Annotated in this window: 21 protein-coding genes and 2 riboswitches; of the genes, 11 read left to right on the forward strand and 10 right to left on the reverse strand. The window is 58.9% G+C overall.

Annotation, left to right across the window (positions count from 1 at the left end; all coding sequences use genetic code 11):
• Positions 1-9: 9 nt before the first annotated feature.
• Positions 10-726, reverse strand: coding sequence for a hypothetical protein (locus QDX22_RS04025; protein ID WP_279718043.1), 717 nt, complete (start codon positions 724-726; stop codon positions 10-12).
• A gap of 71 nt (positions 727-797) precedes the next feature.
• A complete protein-coding gene (locus QDX22_RS04030; protein WP_279674038.1) occupies positions 798-1,670 on the reverse strand; it encodes an alpha/beta hydrolase family protein in 873 nt (290 codons plus the stop codon).
• Positions 1,671-1,824: 154 nt separating this feature from the next.
• On the opposite strand from QDX22_RS04030, the gene QDX22_RS04035 reads away from it, so the two are divergent.
• A complete protein-coding gene (locus QDX22_RS04035) occupies positions 1,825-2,217 on the forward strand; it encodes a hypothetical protein (protein WP_136088724.1) in 393 nt (130 codons plus the stop codon).
• 31 nt (positions 2,218-2,248) lie between these two features.
• On the opposite strand, the gene QDX22_RS04040 is transcribed toward QDX22_RS04035, so the two are convergent.
• From QDX22_RS04040 to QDX22_RS04050, 3 genes are all read right to left on the reverse strand, one after another.
• Positions 2,249-3,436: an acetyl-CoA C-acetyltransferase gene (locus QDX22_RS04040; protein ID WP_136088725.1), complete on the reverse strand. Its 1,188-nt coding sequence runs from the start codon at positions 3,434-3,436 to the stop codon at positions 2,249-2,251.
• 84 nt (positions 3,437-3,520) lie between these two features.
• A complete protein-coding gene (locus tag QDX22_RS04045; protein WP_279674270.1) occupies positions 3,521-5,173 on the reverse strand; it encodes an AMP-binding protein in 1,653 nt (550 codons plus the stop codon).
• Between the two features lie 71 nt (positions 5,174-5,244).
• Positions 5,245-5,895: a TetR/AcrR family transcriptional regulator gene (locus QDX22_RS04050; RefSeq protein WP_110099548.1), complete on the reverse strand. Its 651-nt coding sequence runs from the start codon at positions 5,893-5,895 to the stop codon at positions 5,245-5,247.
• A 119-nt stretch (positions 5,896-6,014) separates the two neighbouring features.
• On the opposite strand from QDX22_RS04050, the gene QDX22_RS04055 reads away from it, so the two are divergent.
• From QDX22_RS04055 to thiD, 10 genes are all read left to right on the forward strand, one after another.
• Positions 6,015-7,622 carry a carboxyl transferase domain-containing protein gene (locus QDX22_RS04055; protein WP_279674039.1) on the forward strand — a complete coding sequence of 536 codons (1,608 nt, stop codon included), beginning with the start codon at positions 6,015-6,017 and terminating at the stop codon, positions 7,620-7,622.
• A 198-nt stretch (positions 7,623-7,820) separates the two neighbouring features.
• Entirely contained in the window at positions 7,821-9,866 is a 2,046-nt protein-coding gene (locus QDX22_RS04060; RefSeq protein WP_279675235.1) for an acetyl/propionyl/methylcrotonyl-CoA carboxylase subunit alpha, read from the forward strand.
• Between the two features lie 32 nt (positions 9,867-9,898).
• Positions 9,899-11,032: an acyl-CoA dehydrogenase family protein gene (locus tag QDX22_RS04065; protein ID WP_110101694.1), complete on the forward strand. Its 1,134-nt coding sequence runs from the start codon at positions 9,899-9,901 to the stop codon at positions 11,030-11,032.
• 50 nt (positions 11,033-11,082) lie between these two features.
• Positions 11,083-11,604: a MaoC family dehydratase gene (locus tag QDX22_RS04070; RefSeq protein ID WP_341849185.1), complete on the forward strand. Its 522-nt coding sequence runs from the start codon at positions 11,083-11,085 to the stop codon at positions 11,602-11,604.
• The gene (locus QDX22_RS04075) at positions 11,601-12,461 is read left to right on the forward strand and encodes an HpcH/HpaI aldolase/citrate lyase family protein (protein WP_279674043.1); all 861 of its coding nucleotides are present in this window, start codon (positions 11,601-11,603) and stop codon (positions 12,459-12,461) included. Before QDX22_RS04070 ends, QDX22_RS04075 begins: the two co-directional genes overlap by 4 nt.
• Positions 12,462-12,573: 112 nt before the next feature.
• The gene (locus QDX22_RS04080) at positions 12,574-13,734 is read left to right on the forward strand and encodes an NAD-dependent formate dehydrogenase (protein ID WP_279674044.1); all 1,161 of its coding nucleotides are present in this window, start codon (positions 12,574-12,576) and stop codon (positions 13,732-13,734) included.
• A 104-nt stretch (positions 13,735-13,838) separates the two neighbouring features.
• A complete protein-coding gene (locus QDX22_RS04085; RefSeq protein WP_279674046.1) occupies positions 13,839-14,750 on the forward strand; it encodes a LysR family transcriptional regulator in 912 nt (303 codons plus the stop codon).
• A 1-nt stretch (position 14,751) separates the two neighbouring features.
• Positions 14,752-14,854, forward strand: a riboswitch (TPP riboswitch).
• Positions 14,855-15,016: 162 nt separating this feature from the next.
• On the forward strand, positions 15,017-15,853 hold the full coding sequence (thiM, locus tag QDX22_RS04090) for a hydroxyethylthiazole kinase (protein ID WP_279674047.1): 837 nt from the start codon (positions 15,017-15,019) through the stop codon (positions 15,851-15,853).
• 3 nt (positions 15,854-15,856) lie between these two features.
• The gene (thiE, locus tag QDX22_RS04095; protein ID WP_279674048.1) at positions 15,857-16,546 is read left to right on the forward strand and encodes a thiamine phosphate synthase; all 690 of its coding nucleotides are present in this window, start codon (positions 15,857-15,859) and stop codon (positions 16,544-16,546) included.
• 93 nt (positions 16,547-16,639) lie between these two features.
• Positions 16,640-17,500, forward strand: a complete 861-nt coding sequence (gene thiD / locus QDX22_RS04100; protein WP_279674049.1) for a bifunctional hydroxymethylpyrimidine kinase/phosphomethylpyrimidine kinase — start codon at positions 16,640-16,642, stop codon at positions 17,498-17,500.
• 4 nt (positions 17,501-17,504) lie between these two features.
• Here thiD and QDX22_RS04105 read toward each other — a convergent pair whose 3' ends face one another.
• The 5 genes from QDX22_RS04105 to QDX22_RS04125 form a co-directional block, all read right to left on the reverse strand.
• On the reverse strand, positions 17,505-18,155 hold the full coding sequence (locus tag QDX22_RS04105; protein WP_136088734.1) for a TenA family protein: 651 nt from the start codon (positions 18,153-18,155) through the stop codon (positions 17,505-17,507).
• Positions 18,152-18,814: a TenA family protein gene (locus tag QDX22_RS04110; protein WP_279674051.1), complete on the reverse strand. Its 663-nt coding sequence runs from the start codon at positions 18,812-18,814 to the stop codon at positions 18,152-18,154. Before QDX22_RS04110 ends, QDX22_RS04105 begins: the two co-directional genes overlap by 4 nt.
• Before the next feature lie 107 nt (positions 18,815-18,921).
• A riboswitch (TPP riboswitch) is annotated at positions 18,922-19,014 on the reverse strand.
• Between the two features lie 179 nt (positions 19,015-19,193).
• Positions 19,194-20,162, reverse strand: coding sequence for a formimidoylglutamase (gene hutG / locus QDX22_RS04115; protein ID WP_199445924.1), 969 nt, complete (start codon positions 20,160-20,162; stop codon positions 19,194-19,196).
• Positions 20,163-20,204: 42 nt separating this feature from the next.
• Complete coding sequence (gene hutI / locus QDX22_RS04120; RefSeq protein ID WP_110101725.1) at positions 20,205-21,425, reverse strand: imidazolonepropionase; 1,221 nt, start codon at positions 21,423-21,425, stop codon at positions 20,205-20,207.
• A gap of 211 nt (positions 21,426-21,636) precedes the next feature.
• The gene (locus QDX22_RS04125; protein WP_279674054.1) at positions 21,637-23,328 is read right to left on the reverse strand and encodes a urocanate hydratase; all 1,692 of its coding nucleotides are present in this window, start codon (positions 23,326-23,328) and stop codon (positions 21,637-21,639) included.
• Between the last annotated feature and the right edge of the window lie 45 nt (positions 23,329-23,373).

Below are 23,373 nucleotides of genomic sequence, written 5' to 3' on the forward strand. Positions count from 1 at the left end.
TAACTGCGGTTAGAAACTGCCGGGAGCTCCAGGGATATCGAGAATTACATCCGCATCAGGAGCAGTGATCTCCTCCACTTCGCCATAGGCGGAGAAGTCCATGGTGGTTTCCCCGCCCTCAGCCTGAGATTCACCACGAATCACTTGGTTATCGGTGTTGAAGTACAGGTCGATCGGTTCCCCCTCGGTATCTTCACCGGAGTACTTATAGGCCTCTTCCCCATCAAGCTCGGCCTCTTCGACGGCCACGTCCTCGTCAGGCATACTTTCCAGAGTCTCCCGGAACTCCTCGGTAAAGGCAGAGAAATCTTGTTCATCAACCGTTCCGGTATCGATCCACTTCGAGGTATCCAGAGTGGAGGCGACCATGCCGGTGCTATCGAAGTAGTTCCAGAAGTTATCGTCACCCTTGATGTAGGTCGAGTTGTCGACGACCAGCATCTCAACGGTGAAGCCATGTTCCTCGGACTTCAGCTCACCTCGCATGTCACCGGTTTCCGAGAAACCTTCAAAGTACCCGGTTACGTCTCCAAAGCCGAAGTCGAGCTCTTCTGAGCTTGTCCCCTCAACGTCAACACGCGCGGATTCGGCATTTTGGAAATGCTCCACCGCATCCGCTTTAACCTCGGACACCGATGGCGGTCCGCCACAAGCGGTCAACGACAAACTGGCAACAGCGATCAGGCCCAGGCTCAAGCTGGCGCGTTTCTTTGCGAGTGTGTTCATACTTGAAATAGTACAGTGAACCATCCAGCTTTCCAACAGTTAAGGACCGTTGCTCTCAGGAATAGGATTTATCAGGAAATAATATCGGCAAAGATTTGCTGCCACAATGGAGCATTGTGTGTTTTAAAAATCCCCATATGATCGATGCGCTCTTGTCCTAAATCCTGTGGATGATAATGGTGATGTTCCAGGTCAGCCCGGGAATACCAGCTCATCAACGACAGGCTGGCCGGTAAGGGCATCGTGCGGTCATCGGCGAAGGTGATAAAGGTAAGTGGTCCGGTATAGCCCGCAAATTTTTTGGCCAGTTCCGGATATTCGGTCAGCATGTAGCGAGGCATAGTGCACCACCTCCCCCACTGTCTCATCACCTGCGGTGGGATATCACCGAGGATGCCCAACTTCTTTCCCGGGAAGTAGCCGACAGTTCGCACGGCGACCGGAGCCAAGAGATACCACATCACCGGCGGCAACAGTACTCCGGCACCATAGTGCTGCCAGTATTTCCAGTATCCGGTTCCGGCCGAGACGATGGTGGCAGCTTCTAGATGCTCGTGTCGGGCAAAGGCGAGCATTTGTCCACCAAGGCTGTGGCCAAGCCATCGCACCGGAACTGTCTCGTGCTCGGCGACGTAATCAACAACTGCTCCGGGGTCCTGGGCCCAGGTGAGAAAATCCGCGGTGACATCTTTCAACGGCCCACGGGAAGAGCCTCCATACCCCTGGTGATCGTACAAGTAGGCCACAAGCCCGTGGGTCGTCAGCCACCGGGCGAAGCGCCGATAGAACCTGGCCTGGACCGCGATGGCCGGGGAAATGATCACTGCGGCACGAGGCTGCGCCCCATCCGGGTTGCTGAAACGAGTCACCACCAACGGTTCGCCGTTATCTTTGGTAATGGTGACTTCTTCTTCGATGGCGTGTTCGGGAATAACGTTCGTCATGGGGTGTCCTCCCCCGAGTACTCTTTCGATGGTCTGCGCTCAGTGGATTGAGTACGACGTGGTCTATGACATGGACTACACCGCTATCCTAGAGCTCCCGAGGAAGATGATCAGGGGGAGTCACAGATAAATCTTCTCGGGTAAATTACAGATCATGTTTCGCGCGACGTTCAATCTGCTTAACCTCTCGACGGTGCTGGGCTTGATTGTTGCGGTTATTGCCGGCACTACACTTCTGCCCGGTCCCGATCGGTTAATGCTGGCGATGAACTATCGGTGGCCATGGCCTTCCGGCGGGTGTATCACCCTGGGCAACGTGGTGCTGGTCCGTCCCGGAGTGCGGCTCTCATCCGGACTTCTGGCCCATGAATCACGCCATGCGACGCAGTGGGCGTTATGCCTGGGTTTGCCCTTCCTACCGCTCTACGGGCTGGCGGTGTTGTGGTCGCTGTACCGTTATGGGGACACAGCTAATGGCAATATTTTTGAACGCGCCGCCGGCCTTACCGATGGCGGTTACCGACGACGCGCTCCGGTGCGGCCCTGAGCCACGAGCCCTGGCTCAATCCTGTGCCGGCTTAGGCGCTGACGCGCAGAATCAGGGCGTCACCCTGACCACCGCCACCACACAAACCGGCCGCACCCACGCCACCGCCACGGCGGCCCAGTTCCAAAGCCAGGGTGAGCACCAGGCGTGCGCCGGACATTCCGACCGGGTGCCCCAAAGCGATGGCCCCACCATTGACGTTGACGATCTTCTCGCTGACGCCGAGTTGTCGCGCAGAGACGAGCCCCACCGCGGCGAAAGCCTCATTAATTTCCACCAGGTCAAGGTTTTCGGGTGTCAGACCTTCCTTGGCACATGCTTTCGCAATGGCATTCGCCGGTTGGGCTTGCAACGATGAATCGGGGCCGGCCACCATACCGTGAGCGCCAACTTCAGCAATCCACTGCAGACCGAGACTTTCGGCCTTCTGCTGAGACATCACCACCAAGGCGGCGGCCCCGTCAGAGATCTGTGAGGCAGTGCCGGCGGTAATGGAGCCGTCCTTGCCGAAAGCCGGGGGCAACTTGCTCAGCGACTCCGGGGTAGTCTCGGGTCGAATGCCCTCGTCCTGGGAAACCACCATTGGCTCCCCCTTTCGCTGGGGTACCTGAACGCTGACGATTTCGTCATCGAAGATCCCGTTCTGCTGGGCGGCGGCAGCCCGTTGGTGCGAGGTAGCGGCGAAACGGTCTTGATCCTGACGGGACACTTCGAATTCTCCGAGGTTGCAGGAGTCAGTCAGTGCTCCCATGGCCTGTTCGGTGGCCTGGTCATACAGCGCATCGTAAGCCATCGAATCCACCAGTGCTGTATCGCCGAATTTGACTCCGGTCCGGGACTTGGGCAACAGATGCGGGGCCAAGGACATCGACTCCATGCCACCGGCCACGACGACCTCTGCTTCACCGGCGCGGATCAGCTGATCAGCGGTTGCCACAGCATTGAGGCCCGACAAGCAGACCTTGTTGATGGTGATCGAAGGAACGGATGGGGGAATCCCAGCAGCGATGGCAGCTCCGCGGGCCGGGTTCTGTCCGGCGCCTGCCTGAATGACCTGTCCCATGATGACGTAGTCGACGCTAGTGGGGTCTACGCCACCCTTTTCTAGTGCGCCACGGATAGCCACGGCGCCCAGCTGATGAGCCGGAATGCTGGACAACGAGCCCAGCAGACGCCCCATCGGGGTGCGGGCACCTGAAATAATCACCGAACTAGTCATGCGGGATCTTCTCCTCAGATTCGTGCAGTCTGCGTGTTGAACGTCCGTCTAACAGTTCGTATCTTAGCGAACCTGAGACCCTGCTCACAGCACGGCACGAGAATCATCAACCTGGTGATCAGCCAGGAGTTGTTTGGCTTGTTCCCGCATCTCGATCTTGCGCACTTTCCCCGTCACCGTGGTGGGGAATTCCTTCACCAGGTGAACGTACCGGGGGATTTTGTAGCTGGAGAGATGAGGGACACAGAATTCGCGCAATTGCGTGGCGGTCAACGGTTCGGCATCTTCGCGGAGTTGAACCCAGGCCATCAATTCTTCACCATATTTCTCATCGGGCACACCAATGACTTGAGCGTCCAGAATATCGGGGTGCGTGTAAAGAAATTCTTCAATCTCCCGTGGATAAATGTTCTCACCGCCACGAATCACCATGTCTTTGAGCCGACCGGTTACTTTGACGTAGCCGTGTTCATCCATTCGCCCCAGGTCACCGGTCCGCATCCATCCTTGGTCATCCAGCACCTCAGCGGTTTTTTCAGGCTGATTCCAGTACCCCTGCATCACCAAGTAACCTTTGGTGCAGACTTCGCCATCCTGGTTAATCGGTAACGTCTTTCCGGTGGCCGGGTCGATAATCTTGGTTTCGACGTGGGGGCCGGGGCGACCGACAGTAGACACCCGCCGGTTCACCGTATCGTCAGGCCGGGTTTGGGTCGAGACCGGGGATGTCTCGGTCATGCCGTAGCAAATGGAGATTTCTTCCATATGCATCTGTCCCATGATTTTGCGCATTACTTCTTCGGGACAGGGCGATCCGGCAATGAGTCCGGTCCGCAGGCTGGAGAGATCAAATTCTGAGAACCTCGCCAGCGCCAGCTCGGCGATGAACATGGTCGGCACCCCGTAGAGGGCAGTGCACCGTTCTTGTTCAACCGCTCGCAACACGGCTACAGGATCAAAAGACATGCCTGGGATAACCATTGTCGCCCCGTGGGTGGTGCAGTTGAGATTGCCCATCACCATTCCGAAACAGTGATAGAACGGCACCGGAATGCACACCCGGTCGTGCTCGGTGTAGTTGATGGTTTCGCCCACAAAGTAGCCGTTATTGAGGATATTACGGTGGGTGAGGGTGGCCCCTTTCGGAAAGCCGGTAGTTCCCGAGGTGTATTGGATATTAATCGGGTCGTCGGGGCCGAGCCCAGACTGAACCGCGGCCAGCAGTTCCTCGTCGGCCACGGTGTCGTAGACCTGAGCCCAGGACTCAGTGGTCATGATGATCTTGACCTGGAAGTCTCCCAGTTCCTCTTCGGCGCGGTTCAGCATCGCGGGGTAATTGCTCTTCGGCAACGCTTCGGAGGAAATCACCGAGGTGATGCCGGCTTGCTGGACGACGTAGTTGAGTTCGTGCTGGCGATAGGAGGGATTAATGTTGACCAGAATCGCCCCGATCTCTGCGGTGGCGTACTGGGTCATGGTCCATTCCCAGCGGTTAGTTCCCCAAATCCCGACTCGTTCTCCGGGACGAATTCCCGCACGGTACAACCCGGTGGCGAGACCACGGACGGCGGTGTGGAATTCTGCGTAGGTCCAGCGTTTACCCTGCACTACATCGACGAGAGCTTCACGATCGGGAAATCTTTCGACGGTGTCCTTCAGGTTGTCAAAAATAGTGGTTTCCAACAGCGCGACATCGCGGGGGCCAATAGCATGAGACAGCGTCAGCAACTCGGTCATCGGGGGCTCCTGATCATCCTGGATCTGGCGACCAGATCGGTGTTCTAATGACGCCAAGGTACCAGCATGTGTCATAAATCACAATAACAGCTCCTTGGGAGAGGCGACTGCCCCACATGAGCCGATTCATGCGCCATCACGGCCAACAGGTGCGCCAGTCGCTGGTCAGCTCGCTGAGCCCGGTAGCCGCCAGTGAGCGAGTGCGCCGTGGAGTTAATCAGCCCAAAAATCCCGTAGACCCGCGTGCGAATCTCCTTGGTCGTATCAGCGGGGTGTAACTGAGCCAGAGCCTGCGACCAGATGCGAACATACTCTCGCTGTGTCCGACGAACCTGTTGTCGATCCTCATTGGCCAACTGCGCCATTTCTTGGTCTTGAATCCGAATCACCTCCGGCGCATCCAAAGCGAAGCGCACATGAAAACTAATGAGCTCATCCAGCTGGGGCGTCGGATCCGGATAATGACTTTGAATCCACCGGCCACCTTCCAACAGGGTTCGACTCACATCGACCAACACTTGGCCCAACAGATGTTGCTTGGAATCGAAGTGACGATAGATCGCCTGCGCTGTCACACCGACTTCGGCCCCCACGTCAGCCAGGGACACTTGCGCATACCCATGAGCTGCGAATAATCGCGCCGCGGCATCTAGCAGCGACTGTCGCCGGCGGGCTTTATCTTGGGCTCGACGGGTTCGTTGCCCCTGAATTTCAGTGGTCATCGTGACTCCTTTACGGGACTTTCTCACTGCAGAGATCCGCCATCTAGACAAATGTGAATCATATCACTATCCTAAGATTCAGTGAATGGCGATTAACCCAATTTGTCGCAGGAGGTCCCATGGCGGAGGTCAGTAGCCCGGTCGATACTCGATCTGAACAGTTTCAGGCCAACGCTGCGTTTCACCACGGACTTTGGGACGAATTGCGCCAGAGACTGGCAACCGTGCGCCGAGGCGGGTCAGAGAAGGCTCGGCAGCGCCATCTGGATCGTGGTCGCATGCTCCCGCGGGACCGCGTAACCCGCGTGCTCGACGATGGCAGCCCCTTTTTGGAAATTGGTGCGCTGGCGGCCTGGGATGTCTACGATAATCAAGCTACGTCAGCAGGAATTATTATCGGCATCGGGCTGGTTCACGCACGACCGGTGATGGTGGTCTGCAATGATTCTACGGTCAAGGGGGGAACCTATTTCCCGCTGACGGTCAAAAAGCACCTGCGTGCCCAAACCATCGCATTAGAGAACGAATTGCCCTGTATTTACTTGGTGGACTCCGGCGGTGCCTATCTGCCGATGCAGGATGAGGTCTTCCCCGACCGCGAGCATTTCGGCCGGATCTTTTTCAACCAAGCCACGATGTCGGCGAAGAAGATCCCACAATTAGCTGCGGTGCTGGGCTCATGTACGGCAGGTGGAGCCTACGTGCCGGCCATGAGTGATGAGTCGGTGATTGTCCGCAACCAGGGCACGATCTTCTTGGGTGGTCCGCCCCTGGTGAAAGCAGCTACGGGTGAACAAGTCAGTGCCGAGGAGCTGGGCGGCGCCGAGGTCCATACGAAGACCTCCGGAGTAGCCGATCACATCGCCGAATCCGACGACCACGCGTTACAGATCATTCGCAATATTGTCGCGACGCTACCTCCTCCGCATCCCCGGGCCTGGCAGAAAATCACCGCGAGCGCCCCTGCGGCGGACCCCGACGAGTTAGCCGGGATCATCCCGCAGGATCTGAATCAGGCCTTTGATGCCTACCAGGTCATCGACCGCGTCATTGATCGGGATTCGTTCCAAGAGTTCAAACCCGATTACGGGACATCGCTGGTCACCGGCTTCGCTCGACTCGAAGGTCACCCGGTGGGGATTGTAGCCAATAACGGGATTCTCTTCTCTGAATCCTCGCTCAAGGGAGCCCACTTTATCGAATTATGCGACCAACGTGGCATCCCACTGATCTTTCTGCAAAATATTTCCGGATTCATGGTCGGTAAGGATTATGAACACGGAGGCATCGCCAAAAACGGGGCCAAAATGGTCACGGCGGTCTCCACCGTACGGGTTCCTAAAATCACCGTGGTCATCGGTGGGTCTTTTGGCGCCGGGAACTATTCGATGTGTGGACGGGCATATTCGCCACGGTTTCTTTTCATGTGGCCCAATGCCCGGATCTCGGTGATGGGCGCCGACCAGGCTGCCGGTGTGCTTGCTACGGTCAAGCGGGACCAGCACGAGGCCGCCGGCACCGAATGGTCGGCCGAAGAAGAGGCTGAGTTCACCGCACCCATCAAGGCCAGCTACGAGGCCCAGGGCCAACCGTATTATTCCAGTGCGCGACTGTGGGATGACGGAATCATTGACCCGCGCGATACACGTCGGGTTCTGGCGATGGCGCTGGACGTGTGCCGTCAGCCCGATCTGCCACCCACCGGTTTCGGAGTCTTCCGCATGTAGTCGTGACCTGGACTCTGTCTGTTCAGCGCCCTGCCCTGACCTACCGCCAGCCATATTGCACCGCACAGTGAAAGATGACTCATGGATCAACCCACCGCTTCAGTCTTCCGCATGTAGTCGTGACCTGGACTCTGTCTGTTCAGCGCCCTGCCCTGACCTACCGCCAGCCATATTGCACCGCACAGTGAAAGATGACTCATGGATCAACCCACCGCTTCAGTCTTCCGCACCGTTATGATCGCTAACCGAGGCGAAATTGCGTGCCGGGTCATCCGGACCGTTCACCAGATGGGCATGACCGCTGTAGCGGTGTATACCACGCCGGATGCCCAGGCATTGCATGTCCGACTCGCCGACCGAGCCGTGCATTTACCCGACCACCAGGCCACCACCGGCTACTTGGACATCGACGCGGTCGTGGCCGCTGCGGTGGAGACGGGGGCTGACGCTATCCATCCCGGCTACGGCTTCCTGTCAGAGAATGCGGACTTTGCCAGAGCCTGTGCTCGAGCAGGGATCACGTTCATCGGTCCCGATGCACAGGCCCTGGAGATCATGGGCGATAAGATCACCTCAAAAAAGCACGTCGGTGCCGCCGGGGTCCCGCTCATTCAAGGGATTTCTGAACCCGGACTCAGTGATGAGGAGCTGGTCGACAAAGCCTGTTCGATGACTTTTCCAGTGCTGATCAAGCCGTCTGCCGGCGGTGGCGGGAAGGGCATGCACGTTGCCGAGTCCTTGGACCAGTTGCCGGAAATGTTGGCCACCGCTCGACGTATCGCCCACGCTTCGTTTGGCGATGACACGCTTTTTATTGAACAGCTCATCGGCTCCCCACGCCACGTTGAGGTCCAGATTCTCGCCGACCAGCACGGCAATGTCATCCACCTGGGCGAACGAGAATGCTCCTTGCAGCGCCGGCACCAAAAGGTCATTGAAGAAGCCCCCTCGGTGGTCTTGACCGACCAGACGCGTGCCAGAATTGGTCAGGCCGCCTGCGATACCGCTCTCTCTGTAAATTATCGCGGTGCCGGAACCGTGGAGTTCTTAGTCTCCGATCACGACCCGGACACCTTCTACTTCATGGAGATGAATACTCGCCTGCAGGTCGAGCACCCGGTCACCGAAGAAATCACGGGCATCGATCTGGTGGAACAGCAGCTTCGCATCGCCGCCGGCGAGCCACTAGCCTACACCCAGGACGAGATTCAGTTGCGCGGTCATTCGGTCGAGGCTCGGGTGTATGCCGAGGTTCCTGCCGCCGGCTTCCTGCCCTCCACCGGAACCATCCTCGAACTGGCCGAACCTGCCGGCACCGGGGTGCGGGTTGATTCCGGGTTGCGTCGTGGCAGTGTCATCGGCACGAATTTCGATCCGATGCTTGCCAAGGTCATCGCGACCGGCACGCACCGTGACCAAGCGCTAGACCGTCTCGATCGGGCGTTGAAGAACATGGTGGTGCTCGGGGTCCAGACCAATATCAGCTATCTACGACAGTTGATCAATGATAGCCGGGTCCGAGCCGGGGCGTTAGATACCACCATGATCGAACGGATCCTGCCGGAGATGGATTTCCCGGGGCCCGGAGCCGACGACGCACAGATTGCAGCCACATTGGCTTACCACTTTGAACCGGCTCCGACCACCAGCCTGTCCTCCGGATGGCGTTGCGATGGGTGGCGCAGCATGGCCGAGCCGACAAGCGTCCGCCGGCATGTCAGCTACCGTACGGCTTCCGGGGACACCGAAGACTTCGACGTCACCTTGGACCCCTCCACGGTGGTCGAGCAGGTGGGAGACCATGAGTACTTATTATCCACACCAGAGTCAATGACCACCAGGGTGCACGCGGTCGTCGCCACACAACGCGCCGGGCAAAGCCAGCTGTGGTGTTTCACCCCGAACTTTGCCGGACTGCTGACCATCAGTGACCGACAGGCCATCACCAGCAACGAGGTCCAAGCCCAGCGGGCTGGCACTGCCGGGCTTATCTCCAACCCGGACGTGAGCTCCCCGCTACCGGGCACAGTGATGTCGGTGCCGGTGACCTCCGGAGACCAGGTATCAGCCGGCGACACGCTGGTGATCGTGGAAGCTATGAAGATGGAGCACCGGCTGGTCGCTCCCTTCGATGGTGTCGTCACGATCCACACAGCAGAAACCGAACAGGTCAAGCTCGGCCAAGTGCTGGCCAGCATCACCCCTGACGATGACAAGAATCCAGAAAACGAGCCCGCAAACTAGCTGGTGATGACCACCACGAAAGGACCTTGGCGATGTCCCTTGATCTCACCGATGAACAACAGGAATTGATTGCTACCGTCCGCGACTTCGCACAGAACGTCGTCGCTGCTGTGTCCTCACAGCATGACCGCGAGCACAGCTTCCCTTACGAGGTCATTGCTCAGATGGGAGAACTCGGCCTCTTCGGTCTCCCCTTCCCCGAGGATTATGAGGGCATGGGCGGGGATTTCTTCGCCCTGTGCTTGGCATTGGAAGAATTGGCCAAAGTCGATCAATCCGTTGCCATTACGCTGGAGGCGGGAGTTTCCCTGGGCGCGATGCCGATCTACCGTTTCGGGACGGAGGAGCAAAAGCAACGCTGGCTTCCCGACCTGGTTGCCGGCCGAAAGCTGGCCGGTTTCGGTCTTACTGAGCCGGGCGCCGGGTCCGACGCCGGTGGCACCCGCACCACTGCTCGTGCAGACGGCGACCACTGGGTGATTAATGGAAATAAGGAATTCATCACCAACTCCGGAACCGACATCACCTCGGTGGTCACCGTGACTGCGGTGACTGGGGACCATGAAATCTCCACGATCATCGTGCCGACCGACACCCCGGGCTTCACCGCCGAACCGGCCTATGACAAGGTGGGCTGGAATGCTTCCGACACCCACCCGTTGACGCTGAATGATGTGAGAGTGCCACAAGAAAACCTGTTGGGTCAACGGGGCCGTGGCTTTGCTAATTTCCTCCACACCCTGGATGAGGGCCGGGTGGCCATTGCCGCGTTATCGGCCGGTGTTGCCCAAGGATGCGTGGATGAAGCGGTCCGGTACGCCAATACGCGCATCACCTTCGGCTCTCCCATTTCCCGCAATCAGGCCATTAGCTTCAAGATCGCCCGGATGCAGGCTCGCGCCCACACCGCACGGCTGGCCTACTATGATGCAGCACAGAAATTGGTCGCGGGCCGACCGTTCAAAACCGAAGCCTCGATCGCCAAGTTGGTGGCCTCCGAGGCGGCCATGGACAACGCTCGAGATGCCACTCAGGTCTTCGGCGGCTACGGATTCATGAACGAGTCTCTGGTCGCTCGCCACTACCGCGATTCGAAGATCCTGGAGATCGGCGAAGGCACCACCGAGGTCCAGTTGATGCTGATCGCTCGGTCCTTGGGCATGTAATCCCCTTGAGCATCGACAAATTGAATGCTATGTGAAAAAGGAGCCTGCTTGTGAATACCGCAGATCAGACACCGCCGGTGGTGGTGCAACGGGGCCTCTACGCCGATGAGATGGAGGTCGGCACAATCTATCAGCATGCCCCGGGTCGAACCATCACCGAGGCCGACAACGTGCTGTTCACGACGCTGTCCATGAACACCCAATCTCTGCACTTGGACGCGCACTGGTCGTCCCAACAGTCCTTCGGCCAACCCCTGGTGAATTCTATGCTGACCTTGGCAACCATCGTCGGCGCCTCAGTGGCCCAACTGACTCAAGGGACCATTGTGGCTAATCTGGGCTTCGACACTGTCGCATTCCCTCACCCGATGTATCACGGTGACACGCTGTATACCCGCACCGAAATCCTGGACAAACGGGATTCCGCTTCCCGCCCGCATCAGAGCATCGTGAAGTTCCAGCACGTAGGTGTTAATCAGGATGGCACGGTGGTCGCCGAGTGTGTGCGTTCCACGCTGCTGTGGAAGAACGAAGCTGAACATCGGCGAGAGCAGTCAGGACAGCGTCCATGAACCAACCACGCGATATCTTCACGCTGGGGCCAGCGATCTTGTTCTGCCCTGCCGACCGTCCGCAGCGATACATCAAAGCGTCCGAACGGGCTGATGCGGTCATCCTCGACCTGGAGGATGCGGTTGCCCCTGATGCCAAAGACCGGGCCCGTCACGCTCTGCAAGAACATCTGGCCACGACCGTGGCGCAGGATGCGACGCTGGCAGCCCGCACGATAGTGCGGATCAATCCTGTCGGTACCGAGATGAGTCGGGCCGACCTGGCGACGTTGGCCGGTAGTTCGGTGACCACGGTGATGGTCCCGAAGGTCGAATCGGTCCATCAGCTCGATGCCGTAGCGTCTCGTCTGGACGACCATGTGGGGATGGTGGCCCTGGTGGAAACCGCCCGTGGTGTGGCCTACGCGACAGCGATCGCCGAGCATCCGCGGGTGGTGGCCATGATGTGGGGTGCTGAGGATCTCATCGCGTCCATGGGCGGTTCCTCCTCACGTCATGCCGACGGAACCTACCGGGATGTCCCCCGTTTTGCCCGGTCCCAGGTGATGGTGGCCGCCGCAAGTGCCGGGGTAGCCTGTGTGGATTCGATCTGGGCCGATATCCAAGATCTGCAGGGTCTGCGAGTGGAAGTCGAAGACGCTGTAGCGACCGGCTTTAGCGCCAAAGCCTGTATCCACCCCTCACATGTGGCAACGATCCGGGAGGGTTTCACCCCCAGCGCAGCAGATCAAGAATATGCTCGTGCTTTGCTGGCAGCTGTCGAGGATCACCCCCAGGGAGTGTTCTCCTTCCGGGGCACCATGGTCGACGGTCCGCTCATCGCTCACGCGCGCAGGATTATCGCCCGGGCCGGCTGATCGGGGTTTCCGATCATCGCATCGGAGATTTCTATTGGACCGCCTGTGACGCGCTCCATAGGGTAAGGATTAGAGGCACAGCCCATAGATCAATAACAACAAGGAGGTTATTGTGGCGAAAATTCTCATGGTCCTCTACCCCGATCCTGCTGATGGATACCCTCCCCAGTACGCCCGCGAGAGCATCCCCGAGCTCAGCGAATACCCAGATGGCCAGTCCCTACCAACCCCTGACAATATCGATTTCACCCCGGGTGAGTTGCTGGGGTGCGTCTCCGGTGGGCTGGGTATCGTCGACTGGTTGAAGTCTGAAGGCCACGATGTGGTGGTGACCTCTGATAAAGAGGGGGAAGACTCCGAATTTGACCGTGAGCTACCCGACGCCGATGTTGTGATCTCCCAGCCGTTCTGGCCGGCCTACCTGACCAAGGAGCGCCTGGAGAAAGCCAAGAATCTCAAACTGGCTCTTACCGCCGGCATTGGCTCTGACCACGTTGATTTGGATGAGGCCGCCAAGCGCGGAATCACCGTGGCAGAGGAGACCTACTCCAACTCAATTTCGGTCGCCGAACACACCGTGTTGATGGTGCTGGCCCTGGTGCGTGATTATCTGCACCAGCACGACATCTCCCGCAACGGTCGTTGGGACATTGCTGAAGCTGTGTCTCGGTCCTACGATCTGGAGGGAATGGATGTTGGTGTGCTGGCGGCCGGGCGCATCGGTCGGGCTGTCATCGAGCGCCTGGCACCCTTCGATGTCAAACTGCACTACTTCGATCAGCATCGTCTGCCCGAAGACTACGAGAAGAAGTACAATCTGACCTTCCACGAGTCTGCCGAAGCGCTGGTACCGAACATTGATGTGCTGTGCATTCACACTCCGCTGACACCCTCAACGGAGGGCATGTTCGATGAAAAACTGCTGAACACGATGCGACATGGCGCCTACATCGTGAACCCCGCCCGCGGTGCCATCATGGATCGCGATGCCGTCGTCCGCGCTCTGGAATCGGGGCAATTGGCCGGCTACGCCGGAGACGTGTGGTACCCGCAGCCGGCACCGGAAGATCACCCATGGCGCACCATGCCACATAATGGCATGACTCCGCATACCTCGGGTTCGTCGCTGTCGGCTCAGGCTCGTTATGCTGCCGGTACTCGTGAGATCTTGGAAGACTTCCTTGCCAACCGTCAGATCCGCGACGAATACCTCATTGTTGACGGCGGAGACTACGCCGGAACCGGTGCCTCCTCCTACCGCCAGTCGAAGTAACCAGGCCCTGACAAGCCCCATCGATTAAACTCGGTCATATCCTGGGCCGGTAGCCATACTGGCTACCGGCCCGCGGTCGTTAAACGTCCGAGGAGTGACCGGCAATGCACCTGAACCAGCTGGCCTATTTTATGGCCTTGGCACGAGAACAACATTTTGCACGTGCTGCAGAAGCCTGTTTCATTTCGCAGTCAACGTTGTCTGCCTCGATCAAGAAGCTGGAATCCGAGCTGGGTGTGGAACTCATCCGCCGCGGTCACGCCATGGAGGGGATCACCGAGCAGGGGCACGTGGTGCTGAAGTGGGCCGAGCGCATCCTAGCCGATCATCGCTCGATGGTCGCTGAGCTCGAGTACTTCCAGCAACACCTCACGGTTCCGCTTCGCCTCAGTACCGTTCCTACCGGGCTGGCCATCGCTTCACAGCTGGTGACCACCCTGAGAAAAACACATCCGACGGTCACCGTCAGTGTCGATTCCGGGTCCAATGATCATATCCTCCACGGATTGCGCCACCGCGAGCTCGATGCAGGGATCATCCTCGATCTGGGCGCAGAAGATGACCTTTATACCCATCGTGTGGCAGAGGACCGATATCAGCTCCTGGCCAGCCGGGAGTTGCTGGACCAATACCCGGACGTGGTAGACCTGGCACAGTCTCCCTCACCTTCCATCTGCTTATCCGATCTTGCCCACATTCCGCTTGCCGTGTTGTCTCCTGCCATGCAGGCACGAAACATGCTCGATCGAGCCATGGCGCGTGTGGGAGTGGAGCTGCACCCGGCGTTGGAAACGACCACTCTCCCAACACTCCTTGCTGTGGCGACCTCCCCCCAGTTCGCTTCACTCGTGCCTCGCTCGACCTTGCAGGAGCCCAGCGTCACAGGACCCGACGCGGTGATTTTGGACCTTGATCCGCCGGTCGAGCTACCTCTGGCGCTTGCCTATCCAGCGACCTCTCCGGCACCCTCTGTCGCGGCTCTGCTAGCCAATATCAACCGCGATGAGTTAGACTGAGCTCCATGACGCGGGGTGCTTCACGTCACCACACGGAAGCTGAGAAGATACCCGTTGAACCTGATCCAGCTCGTACTGGCGAAGGGACGTCTCACCGGTTGCACCGGGTCACTGTGGTCACTGTGCGTACCCTGTGCTCTTTCCGGATGGTTCTTTCTTGTCTGCCCGAGCTGTCTGCGGGTTTCTTTTCGGCACGGTGCCACCGCGTTAACGCCCACCGTATTGGCCGTTGTGGTTCATCCCCTTGCTGGAAAGGAATAGTCACTGTGGCAGATAAATTGACCCCTCAGGCGATTCACGACGACGTGCGCGCCATCCTGACCCAGGTGAAAACCGGCCATCCGCTGGTGCATTGTTTGACCAATAACGTGGTCAAACAGGTTACCGCCAATGCCTTGTTGGCGGCCGGGGCAGCACCGGCGATGGTGGAAGACGCTGTAGAGGCCGGCGAGTTCGCCCACGTCGCTTCGGGGGTTCTGGTCAATGTCGGCACACTGACCCCCGATATCCGCCAGGCCATGACCTCAGCGGTCAGCGCCGCGCAGTCAGCCAACACCCCGTGGGTGCTCGACCCTGTTGCGGTCGGCGGGTTGAGCGTCCGCACCCAGTTTGCCCGTTCCATCCTGGACTCCCGCCCCGCTGCGATCCGTGGCAACCCCTCAGAAATCGCGGCACTAGCGGGAACCGGTTCCGGCGGGCGTGGCGTTGACTCCACCGACTCCGTGGAGGCGGTTGCCACCATTGCAGCAGGACTGAGCCACCGTAGTGGAGCAATCGTGGCCGCCTCGGGGCCCACCGACCTGGTCGTCTCCACAGTAGCGCGTACTCACGTCACCGGCGGGCACCCGATGTTGCAACAGGTCATCGGCACCGGATGCGCTTTGGGCGCCCTGACTGCCGCAACTCTGGGCGTCACGCAGTTGCCTGCCCAACACCACGCTGCCGTGGTGGCGTCCCATGCCTTGGTCTCGGCGGCTGGGACCGTTGCGGGACAGACCGCGAGCGCACCGGGACATTTTGCCGTGGCTTGGTTGGATGCCCTCCACACCCTGAGCGCCGACGACGTGCTCGAGCTGATCACCCTCGACTCCGAACAGGCCTAAAGTATGTTACGGCATTCCACCCATCTCGCTGACGCCACCGACTGGCGGCTCTACTACATCACCGATACCGAATACTCCGGTGGTCTCACTGCGGTTCCCGACGTCGTGGTCGAGGCGGTGAAAGGCGGGGCCGGTGTCGTCCAGGTCAGAGATAAGACGCTTTCCGACGAGGAGTTCGCCGAACTGACCGTGGCCTGCCAGCACGCCGTGCGCAACCAGCTAGGGCAACAACGGTTCGAACAGGTCAGGTTCTTCGTCAACGACCGGCTGGACGTGGCCCGCCAGCTGGGTTGTCACCTACACCTGGGACAGACCGATACCCCAATCTCTGAAGCTCGTGCCGTGCTCGGGGAGGAGGTGATGATTGGGTTATCTACGTCAACCCCCCGGCAGGTACGAGAGGCCGTAAACCACCAGCTGGCTGATGTGTTAGGCATCGGCCCGTTTGCTGTAACCCCCACGAAACCCGATGCTGCCACGCCCTTAGGTCTCACCGGGATCAGCCAGTGCGTTCAGGCAACAGCCGGCTCCAAGGTGAAATGTGTTGCCATTGGTGGCATCAACACCACCAATGCGGCTGATATCTATCGCAGAACCGGCGTGGACGGGATCTGTGTGGTCTCTGCTATCGCTGCAGCCAGCGATCCCGCCCAGGTGGCTGCGCAGTTATTCTCGGCGTTGCACCGTGAATAACTGTCCCAGCACAACGCTTCACCCTCCACTACTCGCCCTCGAATCATCAAGACACAGCAAAACACGGAAGGAACGAAAGGAAGGCAAGGACCGATGACATCTCGACCAGCCACCGCCTTAACCATCGCCGGAACAGATCCCTCGGGAGGAGCCGGCATTCAGGCCGATCTGAAAACCTTCACCACCCTCGGGGTGTACGGAACCTCCGCTATTACCTCGCTGATCGCACAGAACACCCAGGGCGTTCAACAGGTGATCCCCATTGGTATCGATGATCTGCGGGCTCAAATCAGCTCGGTGCTGGATGATCTGCCCATTGACGCCACGAAAATTGGGATGCTCGGCTCGGCCGAGATGGTCAAAGCCGTCGCAAAGATCATTGCCGATCGGCGTGAAGAATTCGGTGTTCTCGTCGTCGACCCGGTACTGGTAGCCACCAGCGGAGATAGCTTGTCCGATGACGATGCCGCTCTGGCGATGGTCGAGCACCTGCTTCCGTTAGCGGATGTGGTGACCCCCAACCTTCCCGAAGCTGCGTGGCTCTCCGATGCCGATGCTGAGGCCGAAAGTCTCGAACAGATGACTGAACAGGCCCACGTTGTGGCTCAGCATGGAACTGGAGCGGTGATGGTCAAAGGTGGTCACCTCTACCACGACACCCAGGAGATGACCGATGTGGTCGTCATCAACGGTGAAGCTTATTCGCTACCGATCCCCCGTGTTAGCACCCGCAATACGCACGGCACCGGGTGCACGTTGTCGTCAGCAATCGCAGCCCGGGCGGCCCTGAACGTATCCGCTCAGACCCCGCCAAGCTCCGAGGATCTGTTGGCGTGGATCAAGAAGGGCCAAACTGATCTGGCCCGCGCCCTGGCCGCTGGGGCACACTGGGAACTCTCCTATGCTCCGCAGACCGGGCACGGGCCCGTCAATCACCTCGCCCTACGGGCCTAGCCACTTAGAGTGCTTGTTGCCAGAACTCGGCTTCCAAGCGTGAGGCGGTGGCAAAGATGTGTGACAACTCGGCGAATCGCTGGTCAGACAACGGCCCCTCGCCAGCCAGCGCGTCGAGGTTGTCAACCTCTTGTTCCGAGGCTTTGACAAACTGTGGATCAATGTAGGTTTCGATCCACTCTTTATACCGGTGGTCGGGGTTTTTCTCCAGGGCCGGTGCAATCTCGGCACCGATTTCGGCGTAGCCGATCAGACACGGTGCCAGGGAGACGTACAGGTCCAGCAGGGTACCGGTCAGCGCAGTGTCGAGCACGTAGCGGGTGTAGGCCACCGTGCCAAGGTCCTCAGGGGTCGCGTTCAGTTCCTCGGGGCTGATCCCCCACTCGGCGGTCATCGAGGTGTGTAATCCGGTTTCCCAGACAATGTTCTTCAGCCCATCCATCGAATGTTGGATGCCCTCGAGCGTGTGTTGCTTATACACGGCCAGTCCGTAGGCGCGGGCAAAGTGAATCAGGAAGTGGTAGTCCTGAATCAGGTAGCGCTGGAAGGCTTCGAGTTCTAGGGATTCATCGGCCAACTTTTGGATAAATTCGTGACGAGTATAGGACTGCCACACCTCCAGGTTGGCCTGCTTCAGATCGTTGAACAACGTCATGCGTGGATTCCTTTCAGCGGGTACTTATAGGTGTCGTTGAAGAAGCCGAGCTCAAGCTCCACCGCCCGGCGGAAAAAGTCGTGGGCGGTCTCGGCATCTTGCGCCCCGGAACGGTCGGCCTCCTGTTCGAGGAAGGTCGCGAAATTCAAGAAGTCCGGGTTGTCGTGCAAGGTGATCCATTCGTGATGAACAAAACTCTCCGGATGGTTTTCGGGAGCTCGGGCCGCCCAGTCTCGGTACAAGCACTCGGTGACCATCAGCACCGCGACCACCGCACTGTAGTTTTGTGAGGATGCCGCTTCCCGCATCAGATCGACGAAACCGCCGGCACTCGGGGTGTCTGGAGTCGATGCGCGGAGTTCATCGGTAACGCCCAGTGCGTCAAAGGCTCGCTGGAAGTAGGTGTCTTCACTATTGACCATTTCTCCGGCGAAGCTGGCGTATCGTAACCGTGCATCGAGCCGGTCCGCGGTGGTGATGGCGGCGCCCAGTAACTGTAAGAACGCTTCAAAGAAGCGGTAGTCCTGGTCGAGATATCCGGCCATCACGGCGTCATCGATTGTTCCCTCGAAAAGCTCGGTCACGAACCGGTGATTAATCGCTTCATCCCAGGTGGCGCGATTGGCTTCAAGGAGTTCTTGACTAAAACGTTGGCTCATTCCGTCCTGTTGTCCTTTCCGTTCTTGCACAGAAAAACTCAGGACACGATCGTGCACTCAGAATAAGGCCTGACGTTGACTCGCTCCACAGGTACCAAGATTCGGTACCAGCACCGCAATGACATCCCTCCGCGAAGATTAATTCGATCAGGTTCTCGGGTTTAATCTCAGCCCATTCTCAGGCACCCCGTGTCGTTCAACACTGTATCGAATGGCCTCATTTTGCGTCTAGGGTGTTGCTCGTTCATCGAGTGCACAGCCGGGCACTCTCAGGGCTCTTTAAACAAGGTCAGTCCAGCCCCCTATGCGTGGCTGGACTAACCCTGTTGCCGTCTGAGCGTTTTTGGGACCCGAAGGCCCGGAAGGCTCTATCCGAACATTACTGCTTTTCGATCACGGCACGGTGAATCATCCGGGCCGCAGTTCTCGCGGTGCGCCCACCAATATCGTGCTTCGGGCTCAACTCGGCGACATCAAAATGTAGTAGTTTCCCACTGCGGGCCACCAGACCGATCACGTACTCAATCACATGGGGCGAGACACCAACAGCTGCCGGAGCGCTGACGCCCGGAGCAACATCGGCCGAAAGCACATCCAAGTCCAGGGTCAGGTAGACCGCATCCAGATCTGCCAGGAACGACTCCACAAACTCTGTCACAGCGCTCTTGTGATCGATGGTGGCCTCCCGGTCAAGGAGGACGGCCACATTCTCAGATTTCGCGCGGTCGAACAGAATTTTGGTGTTGGCTTGCTCAGCAATGCCCAGGGCGGCGTAGTGCAGGTCACGGCCGGCAAGATGCTCATGCTCAGCGATTTGAAAGAATCCGGTTCCGGAGGTCGCAAAGCCGGCGTCCCGGTTGTCAAAGTGAGCATCCAGATTCACGATGCCTAATTTTGCCGAGCCTGACAGCGAACGGTCTGAGGCGTCACCAGCACGCAGGAAGTGGGAAACACCCAGAAAACTGGCCCAGGTAATTTCATGGCCCCCGCCTAATCCGACGGTGAAGTGGCCTTGGTCCAGCAGGGTGCTCAGATTGTCACCGAATTCTTTCTGACCTTCTTCGAGCTCAGCCCCGGTGTCAATGTCTCCGGCATCGTAGATGCTGATCGGTTCCGGCAACGCGAATCCGCCTAATGCCTGGCGCAAGGACTGAGGTCCTTCCACTGCTCCAGGACGACCCATATTGCGTTTCACGCCTTCATCGGAGCGGAACCCTAGCAGTGCGGTTCCTGATTCGGCTGTAGCCGAGAAGGGACGGACGGCTTGGTGCCACCGCAGGTGCTCTGGCCCGTCCCCGTCGACACGGCCACTCCAGTTCTCTTTGTTCATGGTGTCAATAAGAGCCATACAATCTACCCCTGTTCTCAAATCACGAAGCTCACGGACGGTTTACACTGCACGAACGCCGCGACGCCAGACCGAATGCGTCATGGGCATTCCAGGGCGGTAGGCCAAGTGGATGGCAGCGGGGGCGTTCAGCAGGTGAAGATCGGCTCGTTTTCCGACTTCCAGGGAGCCGACTTCATCGTCAGCCCCCACGGCGATGGCGCCACCCAGTGTGGCAGCCCGGATAGCTTCGTGCAAGCTCAACCCCATCTGGAGCACAGCGGTACCCACGCAGAAGTTCATCGACGAGGTATAGCTGGTGCCCGGGTTGCAGTTGGAGGCCAACGCAATCACGGCACCCGCATCAAGCAGGCGACGGCCCGGAGCCAGCTGTTCGCGGGTGGACAGGTCGCAGGCCGGCAAGCAGGTTGCCACAGTGCCACGTTGTCCGGTGCCATTGTCCCGATCACCATCGCTCCAGGATCCTGCCAGGGCCTCGACGTCCGAATCGCTCAAGTAGTTCACGTGGTCCACACTGGTGGCTCCCATCTCCACGGCGAGTCTCACACCGGGGCCTTCTCCCAACTGGTTGCCGTGTACCCGTAAACCCAGACCAGCATCTTTGGCGTGTTGCAATACGCTCCGGGATTGGTCTTCGTTGAAGGCGCCCCGTTCACAGAATACGTCGGCCCAATCCACGTATGGCGTCACACCTTCCAGCATCGGGCCGTTGACATCGGCCAGGTACTCATCGGCGTCCACGCCCGCCGGGACCAGGTGGGCACCGAGGAAGGTGACGGTATCGAGCTCCCCGTCTTCTTTCAGCTGGTGTGCTAACTTGGCGTGCCGAATTTCTTCGGCAACCTGCAACCCGTACCCGGTCTTGGTCTCCAGATAGGTGGTGCCACCGTCAACGGCCTGACGAATCCGATCACGCACCAGCCCGCTCAGTCGCTCATCGCTGGCAGCCCGAGTCGCTTCGGTGGTGACGTTAATGCCACCAGCCGAGTAGGATTCTCCTGCCATTCGAGCCTCAAATTCGGCGCTACGGTCGCCATCGAAAATAATATGAGTGTGGGAATCAACCCAGCCGGGAAGAGCGGCTTTGCCTTCGGCGTCAACACTGACGTCAGCGGCGGGCACATCCTTGGAGGGGCCTACCCAGGCGATCTTTCCGTCTTCGAAAACAATCCCGGCATCCTTGATGACGCGTGACTCTGCATCCTGAGTATGTAATTCGGAGATATTGAAGATTGCGGTCGACTCGTTATTCTTCGAGCTCATCGAAACACTCATTCCTCTCAACGATAAAAATAATACGGGGCCTTTGCAGATCTGCCGGATGTTTTTGACTGTCGGTGAGGGTGTAGTGCCCATGGCCACGGCCGATGGCTCGCCCGCGTTGTAACCGATCAAACCGGAGCGCGTCCGTGTCGTCCTGAAGGACCGACACAGACGCGCCCAGGCAGCTCACATGGCCATTACTCAACGGCGATTAGTCGCGGATCTTCGGCTCCATCGGAACCTTGACACCACGTTCCTGAGCAACCTCGGCTGCGCGACTGTAACCGGCGTCCACGTGACGGATGACACCCATCGCCGGGTCGTTAGTCAGCAGTGCTTCCAGCTTGGCCCGGCCTAGCTCGGTACCGTCAGCCAAACCGACCTGGCCGGCGTGGATAGAGCGGCCCATGCCCACACCACCCCCGTGGTGCAGCGAGACCCAGGTGGCACCCGAGCTGGTAGCGGTCAGCGCGTTCAACAGAGGCCAGTCGGCAATGGCGTCGGAGCCATCGAGCATGGACTCGGTTTCGCGGTACGGAGAGGCCACCGAACCGGAGTCCAGGTGGTCACGGCCAATAGCGATCGGAGCCTTGACCTTGCCGGAGGCCACCAGCTCGTTGAACAGCAGGCCGGCCTTGTGCCGCTCACCGTAGCCTAACCAGCAAATACGTGCCGGTAACCCCTCAAATTCGACGTATTCTTCAGCAGCATCCAACCAGGTGTGCAGGTGCTCGTTATCCGGGAACAGCTCCTTCAAGGCCTGGTCGGTGACCTTGATGTCTTCCGGATCGCCGGAGAGAGCAACCCAGCGGAACGGGCCAAGACCCTCGCAGAACAGCGGACGGATATAGGCCGGGACGAAGCCGGGGAATTCGAAGGCACGCTCGTAGCTGGCCTTGCGAGCCTCGTCACGAATGGAGTTGCCATAGTCGAAGACCTCAGCACCTTCGTCCTGGAACTCCACCATGGCCTGCACGTGGGCGGCCATGGACTCGCGGGACTTCTTGGTGAAGCCCTCCGGATCAGCCTGTGCTTCCCGATCCCAATCATCAATCGTGTACTCGACGGGCAGGTAGGACAGCGGATCGTGTGCCGAGGTCTGATCGGTCACAATGTCGATACTGATTTCACCAGCACGGTGACGACGCAATAGCTCGGGGAACACTTCAGCGGCGTTGCCCACGTATCCCACAGACAGGGCTTTCTTCTGCTCCTTGGCTTCCAGGACTTTTTTCAGCGCGGTTTCCAGATCGGTTTCGACCTCGTCGAGGTAGCGCTTGCCCTGACGACGACGTAGCCGTTCCTCGGAGACGTCCACGATCAGCACGGCACCACCATTAAGGGTCACGGCTAGTGGCTGTGCTCCACCCATACCACCGCAACCGGCGGTCAGGGTTAGGGTTCCGGCCAAGCTGCCCTCGAAACGGTTCTTCGCGATCGCACCGAAGGTTTCGTAGGTACCCTGCAGAATCCCCTGGGTCGCGATGTAGATCCACGATCCAGCGGTCATCTGTCCGTACATCATCAGCTCAGCGTCATCGAGCTTGCGGAATTCTTCCCAGTTGGCCCAGTCGCCGACCAGGTTCGAGTTGGCAATCAGCACGCGCGGTGCCCACTCGTTGGTCTTGAGCACCCCAACGGGCTTACCGGACTGCACCAGTAGCGTCTCGTTGTTTTCGAGTTCTTTGAGGCTTTCGATGATGGCATCGTAGGCTTCCCAGCTACGAGCTGCCCGGCCGGTTCCGCCGTAGACGACCAGGTCTTCAGGACGTTCAGCCACCTCGGGGTCGAGGTTGTTCATCAGCATGCGCATCGGAGCTTCAGTCTGCCAGGACTTCGCGGAGATCTCGGTGCCTCGAGGCGCATGAATTTCGCGGGACGGGTCATGACGGGTAAAAGACATCGTATTTTTCCTTTCTCGGGTAGCACACTGGTAGTCACCCGGATG

Source organism: Auritidibacter ignavus, from assembly GCF_029853775.1.
GTDB lineage: Bacteria > Actinomycetota > Actinomycetes > Actinomycetales > Micrococcaceae > Auritidibacter > Auritidibacter ignavus.